This window comes from Macrococcus sp. CoH-51_TC_04, assembly GCF_058188655.1.
Map to the genome: position 1 here is coordinate 46012 of NZ_JBVGOY010000010.1, position 26272 is coordinate 72283.

26 protein-coding genes are annotated in these 26272 nt (G+C 40.9%); 3 read left to right on the forward strand and 23 right to left on the reverse strand.

From position 1 onward, the window contains the following. Positions 1–100 precede the first annotated feature (100 nt). Positions 101–1363, reverse strand: coding sequence for a lipoteichoic acid stability factor AuxA (gene auxA, locus ACZ2V4_RS09465; RefSeq protein ID WP_219494404.1), 1263 nt, complete (start codon positions 1361–1363; stop codon positions 101–103). 139 nt (positions 1364–1502) lie between these two features. Between auxA and ACZ2V4_RS09470 the strand changes: the two genes are divergently transcribed. Then, positions 1503–1631 carry a hypothetical protein gene (locus ACZ2V4_RS09470; protein ID WP_256447899.1) on the forward strand — a complete coding sequence of 43 codons (129 nt, stop codon included), beginning with the start codon at positions 1503–1505 and terminating at the stop codon, positions 1629–1631. Positions 1632–1709: 78 nt separating this feature from the next. Here the strand turns inward: ACZ2V4_RS09470 and purD are convergent, their stop codons facing one another. Genes purD through purE form a run of 11 tightly spaced genes read right to left on the reverse strand, consistent with a single transcriptional unit; the run spans position 1710 to position 12833 of the window. Continuing rightward, positions 1710–2945, reverse strand: a complete 1236-nt coding sequence (gene purD / locus ACZ2V4_RS09475; RefSeq protein ID WP_490514775.1) for a phosphoribosylamine--glycine ligase — start codon at positions 2943–2945, stop codon at positions 1710–1712. Between the two features lie 9 nt (positions 2946–2954). Then, the gene (gene purH / locus ACZ2V4_RS09480; RefSeq protein ID WP_490514776.1) at positions 2955–4433 is read right to left on the reverse strand and encodes a bifunctional phosphoribosylaminoimidazolecarboxamide formyltransferase/IMP cyclohydrolase; all 1479 of its coding nucleotides are present in this window, start codon (positions 4431–4433) and stop codon (positions 2955–2957) included. A gap of 11 nt (positions 4434–4444) precedes the next feature. Continuing rightward, a complete protein-coding gene (gene purN / locus ACZ2V4_RS09485) occupies positions 4445–5011 on the reverse strand; it encodes a phosphoribosylglycinamide formyltransferase (RefSeq protein WP_490514777.1) in 567 nt (188 codons plus the stop codon). Further along, entirely contained in the window at positions 5004–6035 is a 1032-nt protein-coding gene (gene purM, locus ACZ2V4_RS09490; RefSeq protein ID WP_490514778.1) for a phosphoribosylformylglycinamidine cyclo-ligase, read from the reverse strand. The genes purN and purM overlap by 8 nt, the downstream gene beginning before the upstream one ends. Before the next feature lie 2 nt (positions 6036–6037). After that, positions 6038–7456: an amidophosphoribosyltransferase gene (gene purF, locus ACZ2V4_RS09495; protein WP_420496485.1), complete on the reverse strand. Its 1419-nt coding sequence runs from the start codon at positions 7454–7456 to the stop codon at positions 6038–6040. After that, complete coding sequence (purL, locus tag ACZ2V4_RS09500; protein ID WP_490514779.1) at positions 7435–9621, reverse strand: phosphoribosylformylglycinamidine synthase subunit PurL; 2187 nt, start codon at positions 9619–9621, stop codon at positions 7435–7437. The genes purF and purL overlap by 22 nt, the downstream gene beginning before the upstream one ends. Positions 9622–9623: 2 nt before the next feature. After that, positions 9624–10286, reverse strand: a complete 663-nt coding sequence (gene purQ / locus ACZ2V4_RS09505) for a phosphoribosylformylglycinamidine synthase subunit PurQ (RefSeq protein ID WP_133421616.1) — start codon at positions 10284–10286, stop codon at positions 9624–9626. Continuing rightward, complete coding sequence (gene purS / locus ACZ2V4_RS09510) at positions 10286–10546, reverse strand: phosphoribosylformylglycinamidine synthase subunit PurS (protein ID WP_490514780.1); 261 nt, start codon at positions 10544–10546, stop codon at positions 10286–10288. The genes purQ and purS overlap by 1 nt, the downstream gene beginning before the upstream one ends. Before the next feature lies 1 nt (position 10547). After that, on the reverse strand, positions 10548–11249 hold the full coding sequence (purC, locus tag ACZ2V4_RS09515; RefSeq protein WP_419895483.1) for a phosphoribosylaminoimidazolesuccinocarboxamide synthase: 702 nt from the start codon (positions 11247–11249) through the stop codon (positions 10548–10550). Next, positions 11246–12364: a 5-(carboxyamino)imidazole ribonucleotide synthase gene (purK, locus tag ACZ2V4_RS09520; RefSeq protein ID WP_133421618.1), complete on the reverse strand. Its 1119-nt coding sequence runs from the start codon at positions 12362–12364 to the stop codon at positions 11246–11248. Before purK ends, purC begins: the two co-directional genes overlap by 4 nt. Beyond that, positions 12351–12833: a 5-(carboxyamino)imidazole ribonucleotide mutase gene (gene purE / locus ACZ2V4_RS09525; protein ID WP_283721685.1), complete on the reverse strand. Its 483-nt coding sequence runs from the start codon at positions 12831–12833 to the stop codon at positions 12351–12353. Before purE ends, purK begins: the two co-directional genes overlap by 14 nt. 204 nt (positions 12834–13037) lie before the next feature. Between purE and folD the strand changes: the two genes are divergently transcribed. Continuing rightward, on the forward strand, positions 13038–13883 hold the full coding sequence (folD, locus tag ACZ2V4_RS09530) for a bifunctional methylenetetrahydrofolate dehydrogenase/methenyltetrahydrofolate cyclohydrolase FolD (RefSeq protein WP_490514781.1): 846 nt from the start codon (positions 13038–13040) through the stop codon (positions 13881–13883). A 156-nt stretch (positions 13884–14039) separates the two neighbouring features. Here folD and ACZ2V4_RS09535 read toward each other — a convergent pair whose 3' ends face one another. Both ACZ2V4_RS09535 and ACZ2V4_RS09540 read right to left on the reverse strand, forming a co-directional pair. Continuing rightward, on the reverse strand, positions 14040–14984 hold the full coding sequence (locus ACZ2V4_RS09535; RefSeq protein WP_490514782.1) for a nuclease-related domain-containing protein: 945 nt from the start codon (positions 14982–14984) through the stop codon (positions 14040–14042). Positions 14985–15197: 213 nt separating this feature from the next. Then, on the reverse strand, positions 15198–16340 hold the full coding sequence (locus ACZ2V4_RS09540; protein ID WP_490514783.1) for a globin domain-containing protein: 1143 nt from the start codon (positions 16338–16340) through the stop codon (positions 15198–15200). A 139-nt stretch (positions 16341–16479) separates the two neighbouring features. On the opposite strand from ACZ2V4_RS09540, the gene ACZ2V4_RS09545 reads away from it, so the two are divergent. After that, complete coding sequence (locus tag ACZ2V4_RS09545) at positions 16480–16890, forward strand: RrF2 family transcriptional regulator (RefSeq protein WP_120786447.1); 411 nt, start codon at positions 16480–16482, stop codon at positions 16888–16890. Between the two features lie 132 nt (positions 16891–17022). Here ACZ2V4_RS09545 and ACZ2V4_RS09550 read toward each other — a convergent pair whose 3' ends face one another. Genes ACZ2V4_RS09550 through ACZ2V4_RS09590 form a run of 9 tightly spaced genes read right to left on the reverse strand, consistent with a single transcriptional unit; the run spans position 17023 to position 26270 of the window. Next, positions 17023–17466, reverse strand: a complete 444-nt coding sequence (locus tag ACZ2V4_RS09550) for a DegT/DnrJ/EryC1/StrS family aminotransferase (protein ID WP_331463389.1) — start codon at positions 17464–17466, stop codon at positions 17023–17025. A 54-nt stretch (positions 17467–17520) separates the two neighbouring features. Continuing rightward, positions 17521–19641: a glycosyltransferase gene (locus ACZ2V4_RS09555; protein ID WP_490514784.1), complete on the reverse strand. Its 2121-nt coding sequence runs from the start codon at positions 19639–19641 to the stop codon at positions 17521–17523. Next, positions 19642–19845, reverse strand: a complete 204-nt coding sequence (locus ACZ2V4_RS09560; protein ID WP_101152469.1) for a hypothetical protein — start codon at positions 19843–19845, stop codon at positions 19642–19644. After that, positions 19845–21014 carry a glycosyltransferase gene (locus tag ACZ2V4_RS09565; RefSeq protein ID WP_490514785.1) on the reverse strand — a complete coding sequence of 390 codons (1170 nt, stop codon included), beginning with the start codon at positions 21012–21014 and terminating at the stop codon, positions 19845–19847. Before ACZ2V4_RS09565 ends, ACZ2V4_RS09560 begins: the two co-directional genes overlap by 1 nt. A gap of 2 nt (positions 21015–21016) precedes the next feature. Beyond that, complete coding sequence (locus ACZ2V4_RS09570) at positions 21017–21970, reverse strand: ABC transporter ATP-binding protein (RefSeq protein ID WP_490514786.1); 954 nt, start codon at positions 21968–21970, stop codon at positions 21017–21019. Beyond that, a complete protein-coding gene (locus ACZ2V4_RS09575) occupies positions 21942–24122 on the reverse strand; it encodes a hypothetical protein (RefSeq protein WP_490514787.1) in 2181 nt (726 codons plus the stop codon). The genes ACZ2V4_RS09570 and ACZ2V4_RS09575 overlap by 29 nt, the downstream gene beginning before the upstream one ends. Positions 24123–24131: 9 nt before the next feature. After that, on the reverse strand, positions 24132–24770 hold the full coding sequence (locus tag ACZ2V4_RS09580; protein ID WP_490514788.1) for a hypothetical protein: 639 nt from the start codon (positions 24768–24770) through the stop codon (positions 24132–24134). A 10-nt stretch (positions 24771–24780) separates the two neighbouring features. Next, the gene (locus tag ACZ2V4_RS09585) at positions 24781–25140 is read right to left on the reverse strand and encodes a hypothetical protein (RefSeq protein WP_101041764.1); all 360 of its coding nucleotides are present in this window, start codon (positions 25138–25140) and stop codon (positions 24781–24783) included. Continuing rightward, on the reverse strand, positions 25137–26270 hold the full coding sequence (locus tag ACZ2V4_RS09590) for a glycosyltransferase family 4 protein (protein WP_490514789.1): 1134 nt from the start codon (positions 26268–26270) through the stop codon (positions 25137–25139). Before ACZ2V4_RS09590 ends, ACZ2V4_RS09585 begins: the two co-directional genes overlap by 4 nt. Between the last annotated feature and the right edge of the window lie 2 nt (positions 26271–26272).

Genomic DNA, 26272 nt, shown 5'->3' on the forward strand with positions numbered 1-26272 from the left:
GGAAATTTCTCCCATCCCCATGGTAACGTTTCCATAATGATTATATCGTGAATCCCAGTTTTCCACAATAGAATTTCAGAAAAACATTCAGTTGAAATTATCAGTACCTTTTCTGCAAATGGATTATATACAGCGGTAACTGTATTAACAGCAGTAATATAAGTATCGGAGGGATGAATAGGGATAAGTTGATTCCTTTAAATAGCATCAAGTAGAAACTAACAATCACTTTAATCATTAAAAATGAGATTGTAAATAACTGCCCGAAGTAACCGCGAGATCTAAAATGAATCATCAATGTAAAATAGATGTACATAATTATGATTAAAAGCATTCCGAATAAATTAATCCATTCGTAGAAATACTGCATCTTCACAACATTGAACTTCGTCGCTTCAAACAGCATGTTGCGGTTATTCAGTTCGATTACTGTAATGATAAACAGCAGACTGCTCAGCAGCAGTTCGATATGAAATGCTTTGATCCAGCGCGGATACTTAAACCACGACGGGATATCCTCATCCTGTAGGTTGATGAGCTTTCTTAGAGAGCATCTCTGCATCATAAGGACGACCTTTTCATCTAATTTCAGCGACTCTTCAGATAACCTATTGATCGTCATGTTCGTATTCTCACGGATCATTCGGCTGATCTTAGAATCCCGCTTCTTCTCAGTACGTTTCATGTGATCGGATGCTTTAACGAGCGTACGCTTCAAGAATACATAGTTAACAAGACATAATGTTGCTAAAAGCACAAGCAGGATAAAGAAGAAGTTGAGGGTCATCACATCGAGCGGTGTCACCTTCTCTTCATTCAAATTATCATAGACCGCAAGCTGTGTCATAAAATATGCAAGCGCATAGATGAATATAAGAATATTGATATGCAGCTTTCTAAAATGCGTATTCAGACGCTTTCTGTTCAAAGTATAGTAGACGACGCTGATGAAGAAAAGCAGATATAGCAGTGCATAGAAGCCATACATCTCAAAAATAAGAATCGATGTGATGATATACAGTAATCCACCGAACAAAAGGTAGACTTGAGCAATCACCTTATCATAAAGTGTCGTCTGTCTGAGCTTGCGTGATACATAGAAGAATGCCCCTCCAATGACAATAAATAGCACACCAGACAAGAGTGTAAACTGATTAATATAATGACTCAGCAGCTTGATCAGCTCAAACGAATAAATATTGATAAAATCAAAGAAACTATACATATGCATCTTATTGATATCGACATCTTTAAAATGTGAAATCTGTTTGTGATTCACAATGACAAATATTCCAAGAATCATATTCATGGTACCTAATAGATATCCAATCAGAATCTCGAAATGTTTTTTAATCCAGTTCATAATTCCACCTCATTCCATATTATAATGTGTTTTATGAGAAATGTCCTAGCATTTCAATAAAATCATGCTTAAGACTGAGATGTTTAATGATCGAGAAGAGGGGTAAACTAAACTATAACAACTTTTAGGAGGAATTATCATGACAGAAAAATACGAAGAGTTAAAGAATAATGCAGAAGAAGCTAAAGAACAAGAAGAGAAAAAACAAGATAGTAATTCAGAAGGTCAGGAACAGACTAAAGAAGACGTACAAAAAACATTTGAATAAATAGAGGCTGGGACAAAAGTGTTCCGCCGTTTAATACAAGAGAGGCTGGGACAAATGTCCCAGCCTCTCTTGTGCATTTTATTTCAGACCTTTATTTCCAATATCTGTTCTGTAGAATAGACCGTCACTCTTAATTTTCTTAACATTTTCATATGCTGCTTGCTGTGCCTGTTGAAGGTTATCACCTTCACCCAATGCAAGCATCACACGTCCTCCGCTCGTTACCCACGTGTCATCAACGCGTTTCAACGCACTCACAATATAGTCATCCTGATAATCATAGCCTTCTACGACTGCACCTTTATCGTAACTGCCCGGATAACCATTCGATGCCAGCACGACACCACATATCGCCTTGTTACGCCATACTAAGTCTAGTTCAGTCTTATTATGAGCAGCTTCAATCAACGCTACGAGATCTGTCTCTAAACGTCTTAATAGCACTTGCGCTTCTGGATCCCCGAAACGTGCGTTAAATTCAATAACTTTCGGTCCCTCAGCTGTGAGGATTGCACCAACATAGAGTACGCCGAAGTAGTTCAGACCTTCTTCATGTATTGCGCGCACTGTCGGATAGACGATTGTATCATATGTTGTCTTAAGGACATCTTGAGAGATATGATTTACTGGACAATATGCACCCATACCACCAGTGTTCGGACCTTCATCATTGTCAAAAGCACGTTTATGGTCTTGTGCGATCGTATCAAACGGGATACAGAAATCATCATTGACGATTACCATAAGTGAATATTCTTCCCCTTCAAGATACTCTTCAAAGACCACTTTCGCGCCTGCTTCAGCATAGAAATCATTGATGGCATCAACCGCCATATCACGGTTCATTGCAACGACGACACCTTTACCAGCAGCAAGCCCGTCGTATTTAATGACGATCGGTGTCCCTTTCTCATCTAAGTATTTTAGTGCATCTGCTTTATTATCAATCGTTTCATAGCTTGCAGTCGGGATGTCGTATTTTTTCATCAATGCTTTCGCAAAGTCTTTAGAGCCTTCCACCTGGGCAGCCTTCTTGTTCGGACCAAACACTTTAATGCCTGCTTCACTTAATCGATCGCTTAAGCCATCGATCAATGGTTGCTCTGGGCCGACAACGACAAGTTCAACCGTGTTATCTTGCGCAAACTGTACGATAGCATCATGATCATCTTCAGCGATATCTACAAGCGTTGCCACGCGGGCCATCGCATCATTGCCTTTAATAACGAATATTTCCGTGACACGTGGTGACTGTGCGAACTTTCTCGCCAGTGCATGCTCACGACCCCCACTACCGATTACTAATATATTCATAGCTGCCTCCTAATGTTTAAAGTGTCTGACATCTGTCATCACCATTGCGATGCCGCATTCATTCGCTTTGTCGATTGAATCCTGATCCTTAATAGAGCCCCCTGGCTGAACGATACATTTAATACCTGCGGCATATGCAGTTTCAACCGTATCAGACATCGGGAAGAAGCCATCACTTGCAAGGATGACATCATCATTCATTTCAATGGCACGTTCGATGGCAATCTTCGCTGCACCGACACGATTCATCTGACCTGCACCGATTCCTACTGTCTGCTTATCGTTTGCAAGGACGATGGCGTTACTCTTCACGCTTTTAACGACTTTCCAGCCAAGCTCAATTGCTTTCCATTGTGCTTCTGTCGGTTCTGTCTCTGTTACGACACGCATATCCTCACGCGTTACGTTCAGCAGATCTTTATCCTGAACGAGATAGCCCCCAGAAACAGATACGAACTCTTCTTCATCTTTATCTGTATCCATATCAATTTCAAGCAGTCGAATGTTTTTCTTCGCCGTCAAGATTTCAAGTGCCTCGTCGCTGAACTTCGGCGCGATGATTACTTCCAGGAAGATGGCGTGCATCTTTTCAGCTGTTGCTTTATCCACTTCACGGTTTAATGCGACGATTCCTCCGAAGATACTCTGGCTGTCAGCATCATATGCATTCTGGAATGCTTCGCTGACGACTTCGCCTGTTCCGACACCACAAGGATTCATATGCTTCACAGCAACTGCAGCAGGCATATCAAACTGCTTCACTAAGAACAGTGTTGCATCTGCATCTTTAATATTGTTAAAGCTCAGCGGCTTGCCGTGCAGAATGCGTGCACCAGCTAAAGTGTTCGGTTTTGTATCTGTCTTGATGAAACGCGCCTTCTGATGCGGATTTTCACCGTAACGCAGCGTTGATGTATTATCGCTGAAGAAGTTAACAATTGCTGAATCGTATTTATTTGTGTGTGTGAACACCTTGATCATCAGCTGTTTACGGAATGTCTCGTCTAAAGTATCGGCTTTTAATTTTTCGATGACTTCCTCGTAATCTGCCGGGTCTACAACAGTGATGACATGCTTGAAGTTCTTTGCTGATGAACGTAACATTGTCGGCCCACCGATATCGATATTCTCGATGGCATCCATTTCAGTAACGTCTGGATTTGCAACTGTCGCTTCAAACGGATAGAGATTCACGACCACTAAATCTAACGGCTGAATACCGTGAGTCTCCATTGCTTTTACGTGCTCAGGGTTGCTGCGGTCCGCTAATATCCCACCGTGAATGTTTGGGTGTAATGTCTTCACACGTCCGTCCATAATTTCAGGAAAGTTTGTTAGTTCACTGACTGACTTTACCGCAATATTATTGTCTTCTAATGCCTTTTTCGTACCACCTGTTGAATAAAGTTCAAAGTCAAGTTCTGTTAAACTTTTGGCAAATGGGATAATACCTGTTTTATCTGACACACTTAGTAATGCTTTTCTCATAAGTAGACTCCTTATCGAATAATTTTCTTGATGACGCGTGGATAGAGTTCGTACTCTAGATTCTGAATACGTAATTGCAATGTTTCCTCTGTATCTTCTTCGTAGATCGGACAGCTCATCTGGTCGATGATCTTACCTGTATCCATACCGCTATCAACGTAATGGACAGTAGCGCCACTGACACGGCAGCCATAATCCAGCGCCTGTCCGACAGCGTTAACACCAGGAAAGCTCGGTAATATCGATGGATGGATGTTGATCATCTTTCCTTCATACGCATCGAGCAGCGTCTTGCCAACAAGCTTCATATAACCGGCAAGAATGACCCATTCCACACCATCACGCTTTAGCTGTTCCAGTATCGCTGTCTCATATGCCGCTTTATCGTCGAATGCTCTCAGTTCATAGACATGTACAGGCGTATCAAAACGACGGGCGCGCTCAATTGCGAACGCGCTATGTTTATCTGTATAGAGGCCTGTCACTTCAATATGATCCAGGAATCCTGCCTGAATATGCTCCATAATCTTCTCGTAATTCGAACCATTACCTGAAGCAAATATCGCGACCTTAATCATATTCCACACCTTTGATGTCGATTGCTTTATCCCCACGTACGACGCGTCCGATTTCAAACACTTCTTCGTTAACGGCTGCACGCACTTTTTCAACTGCATCAGCCGGTACGATAAAGATAAATCCGATACCCATATTAAAGATATTGTACATTTCCAATTTGTCGATGCTGCCTTTTTCCTGTAATAAGTCAAAGATCTTCTGACGCGGAATGTTTGTGACATCGATTTCAGGATATAATCCGTCATTCACAAAGACACGCGGAACGTTCTCAATAAAGCCGCCACCGGTCACATGACACATACCGTGTACGTCCGCTGCATCCAAGATTGCCTTTGCATGCTTGACATATAGACGTGTCGGTTCTAACACGGCATCCAGTAATGTCTTACCATTATCAAATTCAGCATCTAGATCGAGATTGTTATCTTTAATGATTTTACGGACTAAGCTGTAACCGTTTGAGTGAATACCGCTTGAAGCAAGTCCTAATATCACGTCACCTTCAGCAATACGTTCACCTGTAATATATGCATCCTTCTCAACAGCACCGACAGCAAATCCAGCGATATCATAATCACCTGTATGATACATATCGCCCATCTCTGCAGTTTCTCCGCCGATCAGTGCACATTCACTTTCAGCACAGCCCTCAGCAACACCTTTAACGATCTGTTCGACGATTACAGGGTCTACTTTATTTAATGCTAAGTAATCAAGGAAGTATAACGGCATCGCACCTGTCGTTAAAATATCGTTCACACACATTGCCACTGCATCGATTCCAATTGTGTCATGACGATCACTATCGATTGCAAGACGTAATTTCGTACCTACCCCATCAGTACCTGAAACGAGAACAGGTGCTTTCATGTTCAGCTGTGATAAGTCGAATGCCGCACCGAAACTGCCGAGCCCTCCAAGCACTTCTTTACGCATCGTCTTATTCACATGCTTTTTCATGCGTTCAACCGCTTCATATCCTGCATGGATATCAACGCCTGATTGTTTATAACTTTCAGCCATAATTATACTCCCTTCTTCTTCTTCTCTTTTTCTTCCGGTAATACATGATCCACGATTTCAATCGGGTAGTTCCCTGTAAAGCAGGCATTACATTCACCTTTTGAGTCAAATGAACGGAATACTTCGTGCATACCATCCACCGATAAATATGTAAGTGAATCTACTTCCAGCTCTGCTTCGATTTCAGCAATGCTCTTATTTGCCGCGATGAGTTCTGCGTGCGTTGATACGTCGATACCGTAATAACACGGATGAATGAGCGGTGGACTAGAGATTGCCATATGCACTTCTTTCGCACCTGCCTGCTTCAATGTCTTCACGATAAACTTGCTCGTCGTACCACGTACGATCGAATCATCGATAACGACGACACGTTTACCCTCAATGACGTCACGAATCGGTGAATGTTTCATACGGACCGCACGTTCGCGCATCTTCTGATCCGGCGAGATAAATGTTCTGCCGATGTAGCGGTTCTTGAGCAGACCTTGTTCGTTCGGAATCCCACTTGCAAGAGAGAAACCTTTCGCTGCCTGTAATGAAGAGTCCGGTACACCGATTACAACGTCCGCTTCGATATTCATCTCCTCATAGAGTTTACGCCCTAAAGCTTTACGTATTTCATATAATGAATGCTTACGGAATTCTGAATCCGGACGTGCGAAGTAGACATATTCCATAGAACACATATTGGACTGTGTATTCATCGTATAGGCATCTTCTGCCAGACCCTCATGGGATAGGGTAAGCACTTCACCAGGTTCGATATCACGAATATATTCTGCACCGACCGCTGTAAACGCACACGTTTCACTTGCCACACAGTATGCACCGTCAACCTTACCGAGCATCAGCGGACGTACACCGTGTGCATCACGTGCTACGAAGAGCTTTTCAGGATGTAACACGAGAAATGAGAATGCACCTTTAATCTGATTTAATGATGCTTTCAAGTTATTCAGCTTATTATCTGATTTCGCCTTTAACAGCAGATGTCCTAACACTTCTGAGTCGCTGGACGTCTGGAAGATTGCACCTTCAGATTCCAGTGCAAGCCTAATCTGCTCAGCGTTTGTCAAATTTCCGTTATGTGCAAGGCCAATGTCGCCTTTAGAATGCTTGAAGATAAATGGCTGAACGTTAGACAGTTCAGATGCACCCGTCGTTGCATAGCGTACATGACCGATTGCGTGATGAAAGTGGCTTAATGACTCGAGTTTCACCTCACTGATCGCTTCAGGTAATAATCCCATGCCGCGCGCGCCATAAATATTCTTCTCGTCGGAACATACGATACCTGCACCTTCCTGACCACGATGCTGTAATGAATGCAGTGCCATATAAGTGAGTTCCGCGGCATTTGGGTGACCCCAGATACCGAATACACCACACTCTTCGTTTAGACCTCTGATGTCATACATGCGTGAACTGCCCCTTTCCAAGCCTCCGTCATACGATTCACGTCTAATGTAACTTCCCCTTGGTTCGTAGATAATTTAAATGATTCTGTACCGAATGTACCGACTGCTTGTGCACCTTCGATATTAATTTCCATACCTTGTTTCGCAATCACAATGTAGTTCCCCTGTGTTTCAGCAAACAGTTCTGCATCATTCACATCAAGCTGCGCTTCAAGACCTGTATTGAAGTATGCTGCAATCTGTGCAAGTTTCACACCGACCCCACCTTTACCGACCGCTTGAACATGACCAAGCTTACCGTCGATAATATGCTGACGAATCGCTTCACCGCGTGCTACTTCCTGCTCGAGGTCGATCGTTACATCAGTATGTGCGACTTCATTGAATAATAGCTTCTCTATCTGGCTGCCACCGAAGTCTGCCTTAATATCACCAACGAAATAGATTGTATCGCCTTTAGACGGTTTGAAATCTACTAGGTAATCAACATCTTCAATCAATCCAACCATACCCACTACTGGTGTCGGGAAGATTGCGTCACCTTTCGTTTCATTGTATAGGCTGACGTTACCTGAAACAACAGGTGTATTCAGTGCACCACACGCTTCAGCCATACCACGTGTAGAGTCTGCTAACTGCTGATAGATTTCAGGTTTTTCAGGGTTACCGTAGTTTAAGCAGTCCGTCATCGCAAGGGGTAAACTGCCGACAGCTACTAGGTTACGGTATGCTTCTGCAACGACCATCTTACCGCCTTCGTACGGGTTGTTATATACGTAACGTGCTTCACCGTCTAAGGTTGCAGCGATGGCTTTTTTCGTACCTTCAACACGTGTTACACCTGCTGATAGTCCTGGTTTAATGATTGTGTTTGCACCGACCTGCTGATCGTACTGTGAATATGCCCAGTTCTTAGAAGCCATCGTCGGGTGAGATAATAACCTCATCAATGTATCCTGTGCATCGATATTAGAGTAGTCGTGATGAACATCATCAAACTGCGCTGCACGACCTTCTAGTACGTACACCGGCGCTTCGTCAGATAATGGCTGAACCGGAATATCTGCAAATACTTCACCTTCATACGTCAATACGAAGCGATCTGTATTTGTTACTTCACCGATCACTGCATTATCCAATTCGTAATGGTCGAATAACTCTAAGAATTTCTGTTCCGTCCCTCTTTCAACAACAAGTAGCATGCGTTCCTGTGTTTCAGATAACATCATCTCATATGGTGAGATACCCGCTTCACGCGTTGGTACTTTCTCGAGTTCAAGATGGATACCGCTGCCACCTTTCGCCGCCATTTCAGAACTTGATGATGTCAGACCTGCCGCACCCATATCCTGGATACCGACTAATTCAGGGAAGGTGATGGCTTTAAGTGTCGCTTCCATCAGCTTCTTACCGACAAATGGATCGCCGATCTGCACTGATGGACGTTTAGATTCGCTTTCTTCACTTAACTCCTCAGAAGCGAATGTTGCACCGTGAATCCCGTCACGACCCGTCTTAAGTCCCACGTAGATAACAGGATTGCCTTCGCCTTTCGCTGTTCCCTTTTGGATCTTGTCATGGTCGATAATACCGACGCACATCGCATTGACGAGGGGGTTGCCTTCGTACTGACGGTCAAACTCGATTTCACCTGCAACTGTCGGAATACCGATACAGTTACCGTAGCCGCCGATACCTGCAACGACCCCTTTGAATAGACGCTGGTTATGCTTCTCTGTTAGTTCACCGAAACGTAAGCTGTTAAGTAACTGGATTGGACGTGCACCGATGGATACGATATCACGGACGATACCGCCGATACCTGTCGCCGCACCTTGGTACGGTTCAATGGCAGAAGGATGGTTATGGGATTCAACCTTGAATACAACGGCCTGGTTATCACCGATATCCACGACACCTGCGCCTTCACCCGGTCCCATCAATACACGTTCACCTGTCGTCGGGAACTGCTTTAAGAAAGGTTTAGAATGTTTGTATGAACAGTGTTCACTCCACATTACTGAGAAGATTCCGATTTCAGTATAGTTTGGCATACGTCCTAGAATATCGACAACTTTGTCATACTCTTTATCTGAAAGCCCCATATCCTGGTATAATTTATTCTCTTTAATTTCATTTGCAGTTGGTTCTAGAAACTTGACCATGATTATTTCCCCCAGCTTTCTAAAATGGATTCGAATAATTTCACACCGTCATCCGTACCAAGCAATGCTTCCATCGCACGTTCCGGGTGAGGCATCATACCACATACGTTGCCTGCTTGATTCACGATTCCTGCGATATCTTCGATCGAGCCGTTCGGATTGTCATGATACGTTAAGATAATCTGATTGTTTGCTTTCAGTTCAGCTAACGTTTCATCTGAGCAGTAGTAATTTCCTTCGCCGTGCGCAATCGGATAGATCACTGTTTCATCTTTATCATACTTATGCGTAAACTTCGTGTCGTTATTGACGATCTTAAGTGGCGCATTCTGACAGATAAACTGATGCTTCGTATTATGCATTAGCGCACCTGGTAATAACCCGATCTCCGTCAGGATCTGGAATCCATTACATACACCAAGCACAGGCTTACCTTCAGCAGCTAAACGCTTTACTTCAGGAACGATGGGCGCAACACGTGCCATCGCACCACAGCGCAGGTAGTCACCAAATGAGAATCCTCCTGGAATTAACACACCATCAAAACCTTCAAGTGACGTCTTACGATAATCTACATATTCCGCTTCAAAGCCAGTATTCAAAGCTGCATTGAACATATCGCGATCACAGTTTGAACCTGGAAATTCAATCACAGCAAATTTCATTATTTCGTCTCCTCATCTTCAACAATTTTGTAGCTGTATTCTTCGATTACAGTATTCGCAAATAATTTCTCACTTAATGTATTGACTATGTTCGCAACGGCCTGTTCGCTCGCTTCGTCAACTATCATATATAGCACTTTACCTACGCGAATATCGTTGACTTGAGTGTAGCCCAGATCATGTACCGCACGTGTTAACGTTTGTCCTTGTGTGTCTAATACCTGTGGTTGTAATGTGATGTATAGTTCGATTTTAGTCATTTTATAACGCCTCCAGTTTATTATAGAATTGAGTATAAGTATCAATCAGTGAACCTGTGTCTTCTCTGTATACGTCTTTATCAAAGTTTTCTTTCGTGTCCTTATCCCAGATGCGGCAAGTATCCGGTGAAATTTCGTCTGCAAGCAGGATATTACCGTCCTGATCCTTACCAAACTCAATCTTGAAATCAATGAGCTGTAAGTTCATCTCATCCATCATCTTAACGAGCATGTCATTGATGATTAACGCCTGGCGCTTCAGTTCAGCGATGTCTTGATCATCTGCGATACCCAGTAACTTCACATGGTCATCTGTAATAATCGGATCGTTCAGTGCATCTTCCTTATAATAGAACTCAACAAGCGGTGATTTGAACTGCGTGCCTTTATCAAAGCCGAGACGCCTAACAATTGAACCTGCAGCATAGTTTCTGACAACAACTTCAAGCGGAATAATCGTAACTGCTTTAACCAGCTGTTCAGTGTCGCTTAACTTCTTGATAAAGTGAGACTCCAGCCCTTCTTGTGCAAGGCGCTCGAAGAAATAGCTTGTAATCAAGTTGTTCAGCCGACCTTTACCAGCCATACTATCTTTCTTTGCACCGTTCCCCGCTGTTACTTCATCTTTATATTCGATGCGGAACACATGGTCCTCATCCGTACTGTATACACGCTTTGCTTTTCCTTCATAAACTAAAGTCATTTCATCAGCTCCTTATATATAGGATAATAAGTATCCGTATCATCGCCTAACAATAGGGTAATATGTCCCATCTTCCTATTTTCTTTCCTTGCCTCTTTACCATATACATGGACATGCCATTCTGGATGTTCTGGGAAGAGATGTTCCATCAAGTCTAGATCCTGGCCGAGCAGATTATACATCACAGCAGAACTGTGGAGCTTGATTTGCTTCGGTAATCTGTAGCCAAGCACCGACAGAATATGCGTATCAAATTGCGAATAATCACACGCTTCAATAGAGTAATGTCCGGAGTTATGAGGACGCGGTGCGATCTCGTTGACATAGAGCTTACCCTCTTTATCAATAAAGAATTCCACAGTAAACGTACCCACGAAATGAATCTTATGAATGATCTTCTCCACTTCAGCAATCGCAGCTTCTGTATACTCATGCGCATGCTTCACCGTCGTACTGAACAGGATCTGGTTACGATGGACATTCTCCTGTACAGGGAAGTAGACGACCTCTCCCTGAAGATTACGTGACGCTGTAATCGATATCTCACGGTCCAGCGCAATACGCTTCTCTGCAACGAGAATAGTACCATCAGCCATGTTATATGCTTCTTCTAGCTGTGCTTTCTCCGCTACAACAAGCTGTCCTTTCCCATCATAACCGCCGAACACAGTCTTCAGTACGAGTGGCAGACCGATTTCACGCACAGCATCATCGACATCCGCTGGACCTTCGATACGCTTATATGGAACAACCGTAGCGCCACTTCTTGCGATGGCTTCCTTCTCACTGAGACGATTCTGCAGTATGTTTACCGTCTCAAAACCTTGAGGTACATGATTTTCTTTCGCAATGACTTCTAGTGCCTCTGCATTAATATTCTCAAATTCATATGTGATGACGTCGCTATAGCGGCTTAACGTTTTCAATCCTGCAATATCATTGTACGGTGCATGCACGAAATGATGTGCCACGAAGCGTGCAGGACAGCGCTCATCAGGATCAAGCACAGCAACTTTAAATCCCATACGCTGTGCAGACTGTGCCATCATCTTACCTAGCTGACCCCCGCCAATGATACCAATCGTGTCACCGAGCGCAAATTTATTTAAGGTCATGCTGCATCGCCTCCACCTTCTTGACTAAAGATGCTTCATAATCATCCAGCTGTGCTACTAAAGCAGTATCTTTCAGACTGAGCATACGTGCAGCAAGTATACCGGCATTCTTAGCACCCGCCTTACCGATAGCAGTCGTGGCTACCGGAATTCCACCAGGCATCTGTACAATTGATAATAAGGAATCCATTCCCTTCAAAGCCTTCGATTCAATCGGTACACCGATCACCGGAAGTGTCGTCATCGAAGCGACCATTCCCGGTAAGTGCGCCGCGCCACCAGCACCCGCGATAATAATCTCGATGCCTTTACTACGAGCAGACTTCGCAAAATCAATCATCGCGAGCGGTGTACGATGCGCAGATACAACACTCGCCTCGTAGTCGATGCCGAAAGCTTCAAGCATTGTAACCGCTTCTTTCATCGTCTCCCAGTCAGAAGAAGACCCCATTATTACTGCTACTGTCACAACTATCACCCTTTATAATTATTTGAAAACCGTCTTCATTTATGTGTATATTACTTATATAGCATAACAATGACAGATACAGATTTCAACGTAAAAAACGAACAATTATGGTTTTTTTTATTAATTATTATTTTTTTGTTCGTATTTTTAGATTGTTTACTGCTATAATGATATTAAATGTTCGAATAAATGGAGGGAACTGGAATGTCAGCAAAAGTATTAGACGGAAAGAAAGTTGCAGCGGATTATCGTGCGAACCTTGCACAGGAAGTCGAACAGTTAAAGGCACAAGGGGTTACGCCAAATCTAACTGTGATCCTCGTAGGAAATGACGGTGCAAGCCAGAGCTATGTGAACAACAAGAAGAAATCTGCTGAGAAGATCGGTATGAGCTCAAGTATCATCCATCTTGATGAAAGTACGACTGAAGCGGCGTTATTAGAAGAAATCGACAAGTTGAACAAGGATGACAATGTACATGGAATCCTTGTTCAAGTCCCACTACCGAAACAAATCGATGAAACGAAAGTGCTTGAGAAGATTGCACCAGAAAAAGACGTTGACGGCTTCAATCCGATCAACATCGGCCGACTCTATGCAGGGGTTGAAACATATATCCCTTGTACACCACTGGGCATCATGGAAATCTTAAAGCATGCAGATATAGACCTGGAAGGAAAGGATGTTGCGGTCATCGGGAGAAGCCATATCGTAGGACAACCCGTTGCGAAACTATTAACAGATGCGAATGCAACGGTAACATTACTGCACTCTCGCAGTAAAGATATGGATGCAGTATTAAAACGCTCTGATGTTATCGTATCTGCTGTAGGTAAACCAGGATTAGTGACGAAGGATGTCGTGAAACAAGGCGCAGTAGTCGTAGACGTAGGAAATACAGTCGTTGACGGAAAGTTAACAGGGGACGTTGTATATGATGAAGTTTCTGAAGTTGCAGGCGCAATCACGCCCGTACCAGGTGGCGTAGGACCTTTAACGATTACAATGGTATTAAATAATACATTACTTGCAGCGAAACGTGCGCAGTAGTAAATAGGTGAGACACTCAACTGTAGTTGGGTGTCTTTTTTGTTTGATGTCCCGAACTTATCGGGCCAATATTTTACAAAAATACCGAAATGGCCCGATAAATGGTCCGATAACACTTTTACCGGGCCATTTACCAGGCCATTTTTATTCATACATCTACGATTCAAAATAGTTATCCACCAAATCATCTAAAAATTGATTGTCCCGAACGCTATCTTTCGTATAATACGTTCCTCTCCCAGTTCCATTCTTATAGTAATACTGTTTCAATATTCGCTTTAAAGTTCTGTCTGGCATTTCTAGATGACGATTCAGATCACATTTACGAATCTTATCCACGCGAAACAGCTCTAACATACGGTACACGATATCGACCGCTTCACGATTACTCACCCTATGCCCGCATCGACATTGATACTTATGACCCTTAACATCTCGAATCATGCCAACACGACGACACTCCGGACATCGTATACCTGGCTTTATATCATCTATATCATAATCATCAGTATTATAAAACTTGGAGTCATCCCCGTGATAGGCGATCAGCGTCTCACTCAGCCTCATCATATCTTCACAGATGCCAGCGTTCCCCTTTAAATAGTCCACGACACGCCCAAGATCATAATAAAACAAAATATATTTATCTGTATCCCCGATCAATTGAAACGATTCGTTCATAAATACAACACGACTTGTCACTTTGTAATGAAAGCCGTGCTTCAGTAAAAACTGCTTTAGCCCTGCTTCACTAGCAGTAAGCTGCATCATCAAACGCTTATTCACACGACCATTCGCACTTTTAAACAACCCATCCCTATACGCATAAACCCCACTATAATGCTTAACGTCAAAATGGAACACATACTGTCCAGCTAACACTAAAAAATCAAACTGCGCACTATAATCCTCCAGATAAATATCCCAGAGGACCACAACACCATCAATTTCACCCATAACATCCAGAAATTTGCGTTCACCTTCAAGTCCAGACAAATAACGCCTCAATAAATCATAATCTGATTTAGATAAATCTAATCGACCATATAACTCGTGAAGCAGCAATAATTTATCATTCGTTTCATGAAGTTTCGCTATCATATGTCACCTCACAAAAAACATACCCGTAACCACCAAATCTGTCAAAAACCTATTTTTCAAAAAATGCACATCGAAATAACCTTAAATAAGGCAAAAAATAAAAAAAGCACATTAAAATATTAAAAAACTGCATGAAATTCATGCAGAAATTAAAATATCATAATAAAAAAAGCACAGCTAGCGCTGTGCTTTAATAACTCTATTAACCAGATACTATACTGTAATACTCATCTTCGGACCAAATGGCTCGAAGTGTACGCGGCTTCGATCGATGCCCATATCACTGAAGATCTCAAGCATGCCTTCCATAAATCCTACAGAACCACACATATAGATTTCTTCGTTACCGTTCATAATTTTAGATAACTTCTCTTTCGTTAAGCGACCTTCACTTTCCGAATAGTTAAAGAAGAACTCTACGTTACTATTATTATGGAACTTCGTAATCTCATCTTTAAATGGAACAGCATCACGGTTATAAGCTGAATGAATAAATTTAATACTGCGTTTATCCACCTCATCCTCTAACATACTCATGAGTGGCGTCATACCTACGCCCCCACTTATAAACACGAGGTCCTTATTATCAGTCTCAACTAGGAACTCACCCGCCGGCGCAGATAACAGAATCTCATCTCCTACTTTCACATGATCATGTAGATAGTTAGAGACCATCCCTCTCTCTTCACCTGCAACGTCACGCTTAACCGCAAACTTAAGTCCACGAGATGTATCAACAGAACAGATTGAATAATGACGTAATGCATCATTTGTTTCATCTTCAGGATGCACCTTCACTGTAATATACTGACCCGCTTTCACAGGTTTCAATTGAACCGCATCACTCTGCACCGTGAATGACTTAATTTCAGGACACTCCTCCTTAACCGCTACAACCTTGAACGGTACAAATCCTTGCCAGTCCGCTTCATCATACAGTGCTGCCTCCATCTGAATAAATACATCAGCAATCACTCCATAGGTCTCTGTCCAGGCCGCCACAATCTCAGGTGTTGCCGCATCACCTAGTACATGCTGAATCGCCCAGATCAAGTTCTCACCCACAATCGGATAATGCTCCGGTTTAATCTCTAGCGCTCTATGCTTATGCGCGATTTGGTTGACATTCGGAACAATCGCCTCCAGATGATCAATATGCTTAGCAGCAGCGATAACTGTCTGTGCTAATGCTGTCTGCTGACGCCCTAACTTCTGGTTCGTCTTATTGAAGACATTGAGTAACTCAGGATGCGCTTCAAACATATGCTGATAGAATGCTGAAGTAATCTCCGTACCATGCTCCTCCAGTACCGGAATCGTCGCCTTGACGATATTCTTAGTTTCTTCTGTTAACACATTAACTCCCCCTCTTTAAAGATACATTATAAATACACCTTTAATATACACCTCATCCACACAAATTACAATCATTTATATAATATAAAAACAAAAAATTCACGTTCTAATGCTATAATATGGAGAAGGAGAGATGACCATGAAACTAACACTTTACTCAGATTACTCATTACGTGTCCTGATGTATATCGCACGTCAGGAGCACCGTGTTCAAATAGATGAAATTGCAAATTTTTACGGGATTTCTAAGAATCACCTGACGAAGGTTGTGAATAACCTCGCTACGCTCGGTTATATTGAAACGACGCGCGGACGCGGTGGCGGCATACGCATCAAGATGGCACCTGAAGAAATTAATATCGGTGCTTTAATAAGAAAGACCGAGGAACATTTCAACTTAGTCGAATGTTTTGATCGTGAGACAAACACATGCCCGATTGCAGGGATATGTGGGCTGCAAGGTGTACTCGGTGAAGCATTGAACGCGTATCTATCAGTACTCGATAAGTATACGCTGCAGGATATATTGTTTAGAAGAATCGCGTTATAAAAGGACTTTGGATTATCCAAAGTCCTTTTATAATACAAAGAATATTAGCAGCATGACGAAGAATGAAATCATCAGCTTCATCAGAAAATGCAAAAAAATCACCCCTGATATATATCGAGGGGTGACATAATATTAGCTATTTATAAAAGTCTTAATCATATCAATTACGGCATCTTGAATTGCTTCAGTCATCTTCGTATCTGATGGCAAGCATATTCCATTCTCAAATAAGAATTTCGAAACGTCCTGATGCTCATCCTGAATAAATTCTTTACCTTCAAATAATGGCTGTAAGTGCATTGGTTTCCACACTGGACGTGCTTCAATATTAAATCCGGCTAAATGTTCAATAATTTCAACAGATGTTTTGCCGACTTTCTCACTATCAACAATCATCGTAGATAACCATCTGTTACTAAAGCTATCTTCTAGTTCTTCCATGAAAGAAATTCCGTCGATTCCTTTAAGACCCTCAACATAGCGGTCAAAGATTTCACGTTTCTTCGCTACACGATCATTAAGCACTTCCATCTGACCACGACCGATACGAGTCTTTTTTATACAATGATTTACAATTTGTCGTAAATATTTACAACAAAATTATTGATATTTACAAAAAAAGATGACGCATTACACATCATCTCCTTTAATTCTAATCTTAATCCCTTGAATCGATTCCATCTCATCCATCGGACTTCCCTCTTCACAGTATGCAATTACAGGAACGCCGCTTCCCTTATAATCACTTAACTTACTCGGCAAATATGGATTCTCTTCTTTAATTCTCTTCGTGTGTGCATCCATAACGATAAGTGCATCGAATTGCTTCGTCGCATTTAGAAATTCAAAGTATGGCAATGTTTCATGTACATGCACCTGGGGCATTTCATAGAGACTGACCATCTGTCTGACACTGATAGGATTGCTCGTAAAGATGTGAAATGCTAATAGTAAATTCGATGGATTAAGTGCTTCAATAAGTTCTGGATAATCTATCAGTTCCTGAATTTCTTTAAGGCCACGCGTTTCATAGAAATTACCGAAATAACCGATATTGAATGCTGCTTTATCGACTGTGATCAGTGCACGTTGTTTCTCATAGTACTGTGCATCCAGTGTTGGATGTGGAATGATGACTGATTTCTTGATAATTGCCTGCTGTATGTCTTCTGTAAATCTCTTTATCATCTGTGTTCTCTGTTTATTATTTGTAAATACGATTTCATCTGCAAATATAAAGGGGAGCAGTTCTACAATATTGTACAGGTTATCATCGATGTATGGATGATATTCTTCTGGTGCCTGTCTTTTTATTTTATTGACATAGGTAAAGGGCACTTTACTGTGTCGCTCTTTATTCTTAATATCATATAGTACAGGGTCAGAGAACTCAGCAATCCATCTTGTATTATTTGTCTTTAGTTTCCATGCTAATAGATGACTCGCAGGCCAGAGTACTCTGGAATAGATTTCTTTATATGTATTGTTTCTTAGCTTCTTAGCGCCTTGCTGCACGAATACATTCATCAGCTGATAGTTACTGAATGAGGATTTACTGTTAATGCCATAATGTTTCGCGATATATGGGTCTGATAGTTCGTTTAATGTGTAATCTGTTGTTCTCACATCGCTCATATTATTGGAGATCACATCAGCAGGTACTTTGCGTTCGGCGATACGTTTTCCGAGGATAACACCGCTTGTATCATTATACGGTGCAAAGCAATATCCGACGTATAGTGTCTGTGCGAGTCCTTTGTTTACAGTTTGATACGGAAGGTATTCAGCATGTATGCGCTGTAAATCCTTGATTACCTGCTGATAAGCTGTCACATCATGGTGCAGATATCTATTGATAAATCCTGCCTGAGCATCCATGCGATTCATGATGAACTGCCTTATTGATATATCGTCTTCCGTATCGAGTAACTGTGCGAGTGCCTGTATAACACTGATTCTATCTGTAACGTTAAATGCATAGCTCATCGACTGCCTGCTTACCGAGTGCTCGGTCATATGTCTATAATAGACACATACTGTACTGTCAATGACATTGATGATTGGTCTGAAACGCGCTATGATGTACGTCATCAGTACGACATCTTCTCCTGATGTCAGTGTTTCATCAAACCTTATGGTCTTTAAATAATGTGTCGGAATCAGCTTCGCGCCGTTCATGGATAATATTTTAGTCAGTTTCATATAGTCAGATGTCAGTTGTCCTTTGAGCTGGTTCTTTTCTTTTTCTATTATATTATCCTGTTCAATCTCTTCATTATGAACATTATAGAGATGAAATACAGAAATATTTGAGAAATCGAGATGCTTACTTAGCTCAAATAATGTGTGTGGATGAAGTATATCATCTGCATCCAGGAACAGCGTATGAGAATATTGAGCAATTTCAATTCCTTTATTGCGGGCGATCGATGCGCCATGACCTGATTCAATGATGTGATACTTGAATTCTTTTGTAAGTGAATTCAAGGTCTCTTTGTCTTCCTCAACAGAGTCTTCATCTCCATTCAACACAAAGATCACTTCAAACGTCGTTGTTTTGAAGGTATTAATATTCTTTACTAATTGGTGCAAATACTTTCGGCTCTTATATAAGGGAACGATGACGGATATGCCTTTATGCTTTATTGGCTGGACGCTTTCTTCTACTGCATCTTCAATAGATAGAGGTGCATTTTGTTCAATTCTTGATAGCAGCGCGTCGATCTCCTGAATTCTCTTTCTTATACGCATTTACTTCAGCCCCTTTACATAGCGCATCGCACTGCGTAATACTTTCACAGGTAGGAGATTCATTAGTTTATGCCATCTATGTTCATATAGACTGAGCTTCTTCTTTAGCAGTGCGATTTCCATGTCCTTATATTTAAGCTGGTTTAAGGCATATCTTTCATTATTTAAACTCTCCACAAGTATCTTCTTCTCTTGTTCTGTCATCAGTCCACCTCAAGATCTTGATATAGATTCAGCAGCTTCTGCTTTTCCTTCTCCCAGTTATACTGCTCTTTACTGATCTTCATCTGCGCTTTCATCTGGTCTCTCATCGCTTCATCTTCAAACATCTTACGAATAGCTGCTGTAAGTTCTTCTTCTGAATCATGCTTTATGATAAGCCCTATCCCTTCTTTTTCCACCACCCTTTTTATTTCAGGAAGATCTGTGGCGATCACAGGAATATGGGCCATCATATACTCATACAGTTTGTTGCTCGATGCAGAATAATGATTAAAGTTCACATTTTCCAGAATCTGAAATCCTGCATATGCAATCTTTGTATACGAACGTAACGACTCATAAGGAACACGACCGGTAAAGGTCACCTTGTCCTGTAAGTTGAGCGAGCGTGTTAATGTTTCAAGCTGAGGACGAATCTTTCCGTCCCCCACCATCAGTAGATTTGCAGGGATATCCGCCTGCCAGAACGCACGAAGCAGTCGTTCTAAACCACGTCCTTCCTGTAGCCCGCCTTGATAAATAAAGGTCTTATCATACTTAAGAGGAAGGTCTATTGCTTCAACTTCGTCTATATCATAGTACTCCGAGTAGTTATAGAGCGACATCGGTCGATATCCATAGAGTAACTCATGATAGGTCGCACGTGTCTCATTCTCTACTATTGTACGATCCGTAAATCGAATAAGAAACTTTTCTATTGTCCCGACTAGACCTGCCTTATAGTTTGTACGGCTAGTGTTCACTTCATGAGCATCAAATATTAGTATACGTTTATCTGTTCTCAATTTTGCACAGGCAACCCCTTGAATTAACGTATTCAGATCATGGCTGTGATAAATATCTGCATCTTGCCTGTAGCCTTCCTGGATCATCTTCATCATCAAGAAGGCATTCGGCATGTGCTTTAAAAGTATGGTCTTTAATTTGTTATTATAAATGCGATCTGCTATAAAGTTCGGTAGTTCTGTCTTATGTTTACGTACAGCATTATATCCTTCCTTATAATTTTGTTTAAGCGGGATATGACGTTCATTATTTTCACGTTTAGCGATGACAGTGACATCATAATGTGACTGAAGTGTCTTCGCTTCTCTTGTCACCCTTGCGTCATTAGTAAAGTTGTTCCAGACAAACATGGTCACCTTTTTCACGGTTAAAACATCCCTTTTAACATATTTAGATAATGTGATAGTGGTATGACATTTAATTGAGACAGCATACTGAATATAAATAATGCTGTAACACCGATCAGACCGAATAATGTATTTTTAGATATATTTTCTTTATTTACTTCTATTTCATTGATCGAGCCTATCTGATTTTGAAGCTGTGCTTCTTTGTATGCAAGCTGCTGTTCTTTATCAAACTGATTGTATTTTCTAATAAACCTGCCATATAAACCGACCGTCGGAATACAGTCTCCTTGCGCTTCAATTTTGCCGTAATGAATCCATATCGCTTTATTGCACATCTTCTGGATCTGACCGATAGAATGACTGACAAAGAAGATGGTCTTCCCTTCTTCTTGAAACTCTTTCATACGTTCGATACATTTATTAGAGAATGTGTCATCCCCTACAGACAGCGCCTCATCCACAATGAGTACGTCTGGATCCGTATGGACAGCAATCGCAAAACCAAGGCGTGATTTCATCCCGCTGGAATACGTCTTAATCGGCTTCTTAATGAAGTCTCCGAGTTCAGAGAAGTCGATGATATCATTAAAACGGTCATTAATCTGTTCTTCAGTCAGACCATGCATCAGACATTTCATACGGATATTCTCTTCCCCTGATAATTCATTATTTAATCCTGCAGATATAGCGATCAGTGAGCTTCGGCCGTTTATTTCAATCGTCCCTGCAGTAGGTGAGATGACTTCTCCCAAGAGGTTTGAGAGCGTTGATTTACCGGCACCATTTAATCCAACAAGTCCAACACTGTCCCCAGCATTCACTTCGAAGCTGATATCTTTCAGCGCATAATACACATCGTCATGCGTCTTATGCTGCCAGAACTTAAGGATATCCAGTATTTTCTGACTTTTACTCTGATTGACCGGATATGCTTTAGATACGTTATTGACCTTTACTTTCACTGCCTCCATAAGACACCTCCTCTTTCAATGTTAACGCTTTATTAAGGTGTTTGTTTATTTCACGAACAGTTGCTCCGTATGCAGAAAAATGGTTCATATCTACTTTGTACAGCTTTTCATTCACTTGTTCAGATAATATACTGTCTTCTTCGATAAATGCCAGTGTGTAAGCCGAGCTTCCGAGATAATCACTAAGCTTAGATGGCAAATATGGATTAACTTCTTTGATCCCTTTTGTATGCGCATCATAAATCATCAGAATATCCATCTGTTCAGTTAAATTTAAGAACTCAAAGTAATCTAAATAGGGATTCAATCTAATATAATCTTTAAAATCGCTGTTGTTATAGAATCCATTCGTCTTCGCATTTATATTTGTGAAGACATTAACCTTGAAGTTTGTAATTCCATCTAAAATCAAGTATTTACACATTAACTCGATTTCTCTGAATCCGCGTGTATCATAGAAATTACCGAAGTATGCAAAGTTGAGCTGTGCCTCATCATATTCATAGTTCGCCTGCTCCATATGATAGAATGACTGTGGCAACGTCGGATGTGCAGAAATGATTGCACGCTTACGAATCGATTCCTGTATATCACTGTCAAAGCGTTTGATAATGTATTCTAGCTGTAATTTATTCGTGAATATAAGTTCATCTGCATAGGCGAGTGGTAAGATTTCACATACATTAAATACATTATCATCGACTAGAGACTGATAGGCTTCAGGTAGCGTCTCTCTTAAATGTTCAATATATTCATTAGACTTAATCGGTGAAAATCTTTTCTCAGATTTTACATCTGTTAATAATGGATCAGAGAATTCTGCGCGCCAGTATATCTCAGGTTTACTCAGTTTAATCTCATACGCCAGGAAATGGGACGCCGGGAACATTGCACGGCTATATAGTTTATTATATTTATCTTTGAATGTGCTGAATATCTCCATGCCTAGATGAGTAAACGTTTCGATACTTTCATAGCTGCTGAATGCCTGTTTGGCATCAACGATAAACTTTGTATCGATCAGCCCTTTTGCAATGCCTTCCAATGAGTAATCTTTCTTACGGATCCTATCCATATTATTTGAGATAATATCTACTTTATTCCCTTCCATATAGATACGCTTTGCCATGACATTGCCAGAAGTATCATTGTATGGCGGGAAGCAGTAAGCGATGACCAGCTCCTCTGCACGCCCTTTATTCAGAATTTCAAGGTTGATCGTTTTAAATGCTTTCAGTTTATCCAGTTCTATCTCAAGCTTTGTTTCACCTTTATCAATCTTATTACCAATTCTGAGTAACAAGATATCCGCCACATGCTGAATAAATGAATTGACACTCGTAGTATTACGATACAGTGCCACTTCGTTAAGATAATTTAAAGAAGGCATCGTCTCTAGGTCTTTATTGAGTAGAAGGTTGCGCACTTCAGCAACATACTGAATGTCAGCAAGCGGTGTAATCACAAACGCATGATGACATATCATTTCCGTGATAGCTTCGAAACGGTTATCGGTAATTGACGCTTTCAAACGATGGGTCTCTAGAAATTGTTTAGGTATGATAATCCCGTAAAACTCATAGAGCTTAGTAAGCAGATGATTCATAGGGTATTCTACAGCACCGTCCTGTAGTTCATAGTCGTTTAGAGATTCAATATCGACATGAATCTTTACGACATTAGGATGAACTACTTTAGACGTTTGCTTTTCCGTATCGATCTGTGCAGGCGCTATCTCTTCATCTTCTTTTGTCTCTTCATCTTTCAGTACATGGTTCAACTCGCTATTCATAACGCGTTGCGCAATATAGATATGATTCGACCTGAAATGTACAGGTTCATCAGAACATATAAGATCTTTAATATCTTTCACAAACGTTAGATGTGAAGTTCGTACATATTTCAGAACTTCTTTAATATCAAGTTGTTTCGCAGGTGATAGTACCAATACATTGTCGTATTGATGATTGCGAATAAGTTCATCATATACCGCCTTATCCTGAGGGATAACAATATAGGATAAGTGTGATTGTATGTGATCATAGTCCAGTGCTTCAGTAATGATCGTCAGCCCTTCCATTATCGTACCGATTTTCTTTCGTACACGTATCAGATCATCATATCTTAGCTTTGCATCATGCTGATAGTTCAATCTCTTCACCTATCCTTTTAAATCCCAATATTTAATCTGTAATTTACCGAGTCTTGAATTACGCAGATTATTTAATCGTTTTAAAGTTTCTTTATACTTATTCATTAACTCATTATATTTTGCCGCTTCATCTTCACGAATACCTGCCTGAACCTTTGACTCATAGCGTTCAATCTTAGCATTTGCCCATCCAAGTTGACTTCGGTACTGTTTCATCTCTTTATATATCGTGCGGTTCACCGTTCCCTCTATATACGCTTCCATATTTTCATACTGCTGAATTTGATACCACTTGATCATGTTGCTGCTATTGATAGATGATAACGTTCTATTTTTTAAATTATATGTAATGAACACATGATCAGCATTATTACCTATCTCTGTTAATTCATATTTAATTTTGATACTGTCTTTACATGTATCAAACAAAGAGACTGGAATGCGCAACGTTAATCTCTTAGCATGAGTTGCATGCACTAAATCTCCGAGGTCTCTTGTACCTTCTTCAACAGGAAGACTTTCAGACAGTAATATATCGATATCATCTACTTGCTGAGTGATATGCTTCAATATACTTGCATCAATTCCTGCACTTAATTTGAGTGTTGCCGTTTGTTTAGGATAGCGCGTAATCAGTTCGTAAGTCATAATATCCCCCTTACACAGTAAATGAAATCGTATCGATTTCTTTCTGACCCGTCATGCGATTTTTTACGAAGAGACGTGCAAAGTACTTCCCTTTCGGTAGTTGAAATACGAACGTGTTGCTATATTGATACTTTGTCTTGACCAGCTCTTTCTTTGACCTTTGATGATAGAGATAGCATGCATACATCATCGTATCACCAGAAGCGTCGACAATTAATGAAGAGAACGTCTCATCTTTATCTACGACAATCTTATTGATCTTTAGTTTGACAGGATTATCTACCAGTAACTGTCTCGTATCTTCCATCATAAATTCAATCTGAGACTTTAAATCATTATATGCCGCTTCCCAGTTCACTTCATTTGTCATCGTTCAATCACCTCAAGTTCTTTTTTCGTTATTATTTCTTCTCCAGTCAGTCGCCTTATCGCTTGCGCTGCATTGTGGCTGAGACGCAGAAACACATCAGGATGGTTCACCAGAAAATCGATACGCTCGATCATTCCTGCAACATCATCCCTATCTGCAACAAGCCCTGTTTCCTTGTCTGCAATAAATTCCTTAATCGCACCGATATCATTGGAGATAGGCACAAGGCCGCTACTCATCGCTTCACACAGCGATACACCTTGCGAATCATGTCTAGTAGGTCCAAGGTAGATGCCGTTTCTTGCGTGAATTTCATGAATCTCATGTTGTTGCACAAATGCTTTATTTAATTTGACATTACTGAATTTTTGAAGCGGTTTCGTTATATCATCAAATAAAGGTCCGTCACCATACAGTTCGAAAGTCAGCTCATCAAAATATTTCTTCTTGCTTAAACCGATAATGACATCTCTTGTAATATCGTTCGCATAGTTCTTAGCTGTATAAGGTCTGATATTGCAAATGTTAAATCTATCTTCCGGTTTTTTCTGACGATACGGAAATAGGGACTCATTAATCGGGTTATGGATAATATGATATTGATCAGGTACCTTCCCGAGATATGGATCGACATATTTTTCTTTATAGCTTTTTGAGACATAGATAAACGTCGCATCATACAGATCCTTATCCATCAATGCAAGAAACATCTCTTTAACTTCTTCGTAATAACTATCTTTTCTTTCCATTACATTTAAAAATGACTGCTTGCTCGATAAGAAGTTGTAATACCTTGAAAACCAAGGTTCGGCTTCAAACCCATGCATCCATATAATTACTGGAGGTACTGTGTGCATCATCTTTAATGCCTGGAACATCTTCAGATTCATAAAATGAATCAGCAACTTATGAAATGGATGACCATTGACATAATCAGCGAGCTGGAATTCATCGAGAAACTTTACAGTGACCCCGTCATAGACAGCATCAAATCTTACTTTCGTCGTCATAACGACAACTTCAATATCCAGACCTGCCTGCTGGTATGCTTTTACTCTTCTATGGATGAATGCATTCGAATAAATCTTATCTTCACTTGGGTAAGCGTTTGTAATTAACAAATATTTCATTT

Coding starts and splice junctions, on each gene's coding strand:
- ACZ2V4_RS09545 (WP_120786447.1), top strand. CDS start 16,480: ATGAAACTAACACTTTACTCAGATTACTCATTACGTGTCCTGATGTAT.
- purN (WP_490514777.1), bottom strand. CDS start 5,011: ATGATTAAGGTCGCGATATTTGCTTCAGGTAATGGTTCGAATTACGAG.
- ACZ2V4_RS09570 (WP_490514786.1), bottom strand. CDS start 21,970: ATGGAGGCAGTGAAAGTAAAGGTCAATAACGTATCTAAAGCATATCCG.
- ACZ2V4_RS09590 (WP_490514789.1), bottom strand. CDS start 26,270: ATGAAATATTTGTTAATTACAAACGCTTACCCAAGTGAAGATAAGATT.
- ACZ2V4_RS09560 (WP_101152469.1), bottom strand. CDS start 19,845: ATGACAGAACAAGAGAAGAAGATACTTGTGGAGAGTTTAAATAATGAA.
- ACZ2V4_RS09555 (WP_490514784.1), bottom strand. CDS start 19,641: ATGCGTATAAGAAAGAGAATTCAGGAGATCGACGCGCTGCTATCAAGA.
- ACZ2V4_RS09580 (WP_490514788.1), bottom strand. CDS start 24,770: ATGACTTACGAACTGATTACGCGCTATCCTAAACAAACGGCAACACTC.
- ACZ2V4_RS09535 (WP_490514782.1), bottom strand. CDS start 14,984: ATGATAGCGAAACTTCATGAAACGAATGATAAATTATTGCTGCTTCAC.
- purM (WP_490514778.1), bottom strand. CDS start 6,035: ATGGCTGAAAGTTATAAACAATCAGGCGTTGATATCCATGCAGGATAT.
- auxA (WP_219494404.1), bottom strand. CDS start 1,363: ATGAACTGGATTAAAAAACATTTCGAGATTCTGATTGGATATCTATTA.
- purL (WP_490514779.1), bottom strand. CDS start 9,621: ATGGTCAAGTTTCTAGAACCAACTGCAAATGAAATTAAAGAGAATAAA.
- ACZ2V4_RS09470 (WP_256447899.1), top strand. CDS start 1,503: ATGACAGAAAAATACGAAGAGTTAAAGAATAATGCAGAAGAAGCTAAA.
- purQ (WP_133421616.1), bottom strand. CDS start 10,286: ATGAAATTTGCTGTGATTGAATTTCCAGGTTCAAACTGTGATCGCGAT.
- purC (WP_419895483.1), bottom strand. CDS start 11,249: ATGACTTTAGTTTATGAAGGAAAAGCAAAGCGTGTATACAGTACGGAT.
- folD (WP_490514781.1), top strand. CDS start 13,038: ATGTCAGCAAAAGTATTAGACGGAAAGAAAGTTGCAGCGGATTATCGT.
- ACZ2V4_RS09585 (WP_101041764.1), bottom strand. CDS start 25,140: ATGACAAATGAAGTGAACTGGGAAGCGGCATATAATGATTTAAAGTCT.
- purF (WP_420496485.1), bottom strand. CDS start 7,456: ATGTATGACATCAGAGGTCTAAACGAAGAGTGTGGTGTATTCGGTATC.
- purH (WP_490514776.1), bottom strand. CDS start 4,433: ATGAGAAAAGCATTACTAAGTGTGTCAGATAAAACAGGTATTATCCCA.
- purS (WP_490514780.1), bottom strand. CDS start 10,546: ATGACTAAAATCGAACTATACATCACATTACAACCACAGGTATTAGAC.
- purK (WP_133421618.1), bottom strand. CDS start 12,364: ATGACCTTAAATAAATTTGCGCTCGGTGACACGATTGGTATCATTGGC.
- purD (WP_490514775.1), bottom strand. CDS start 2,945: ATGAATATATTAGTAATCGGTAGTGGGGGTCGTGAGCATGCACTGGCG.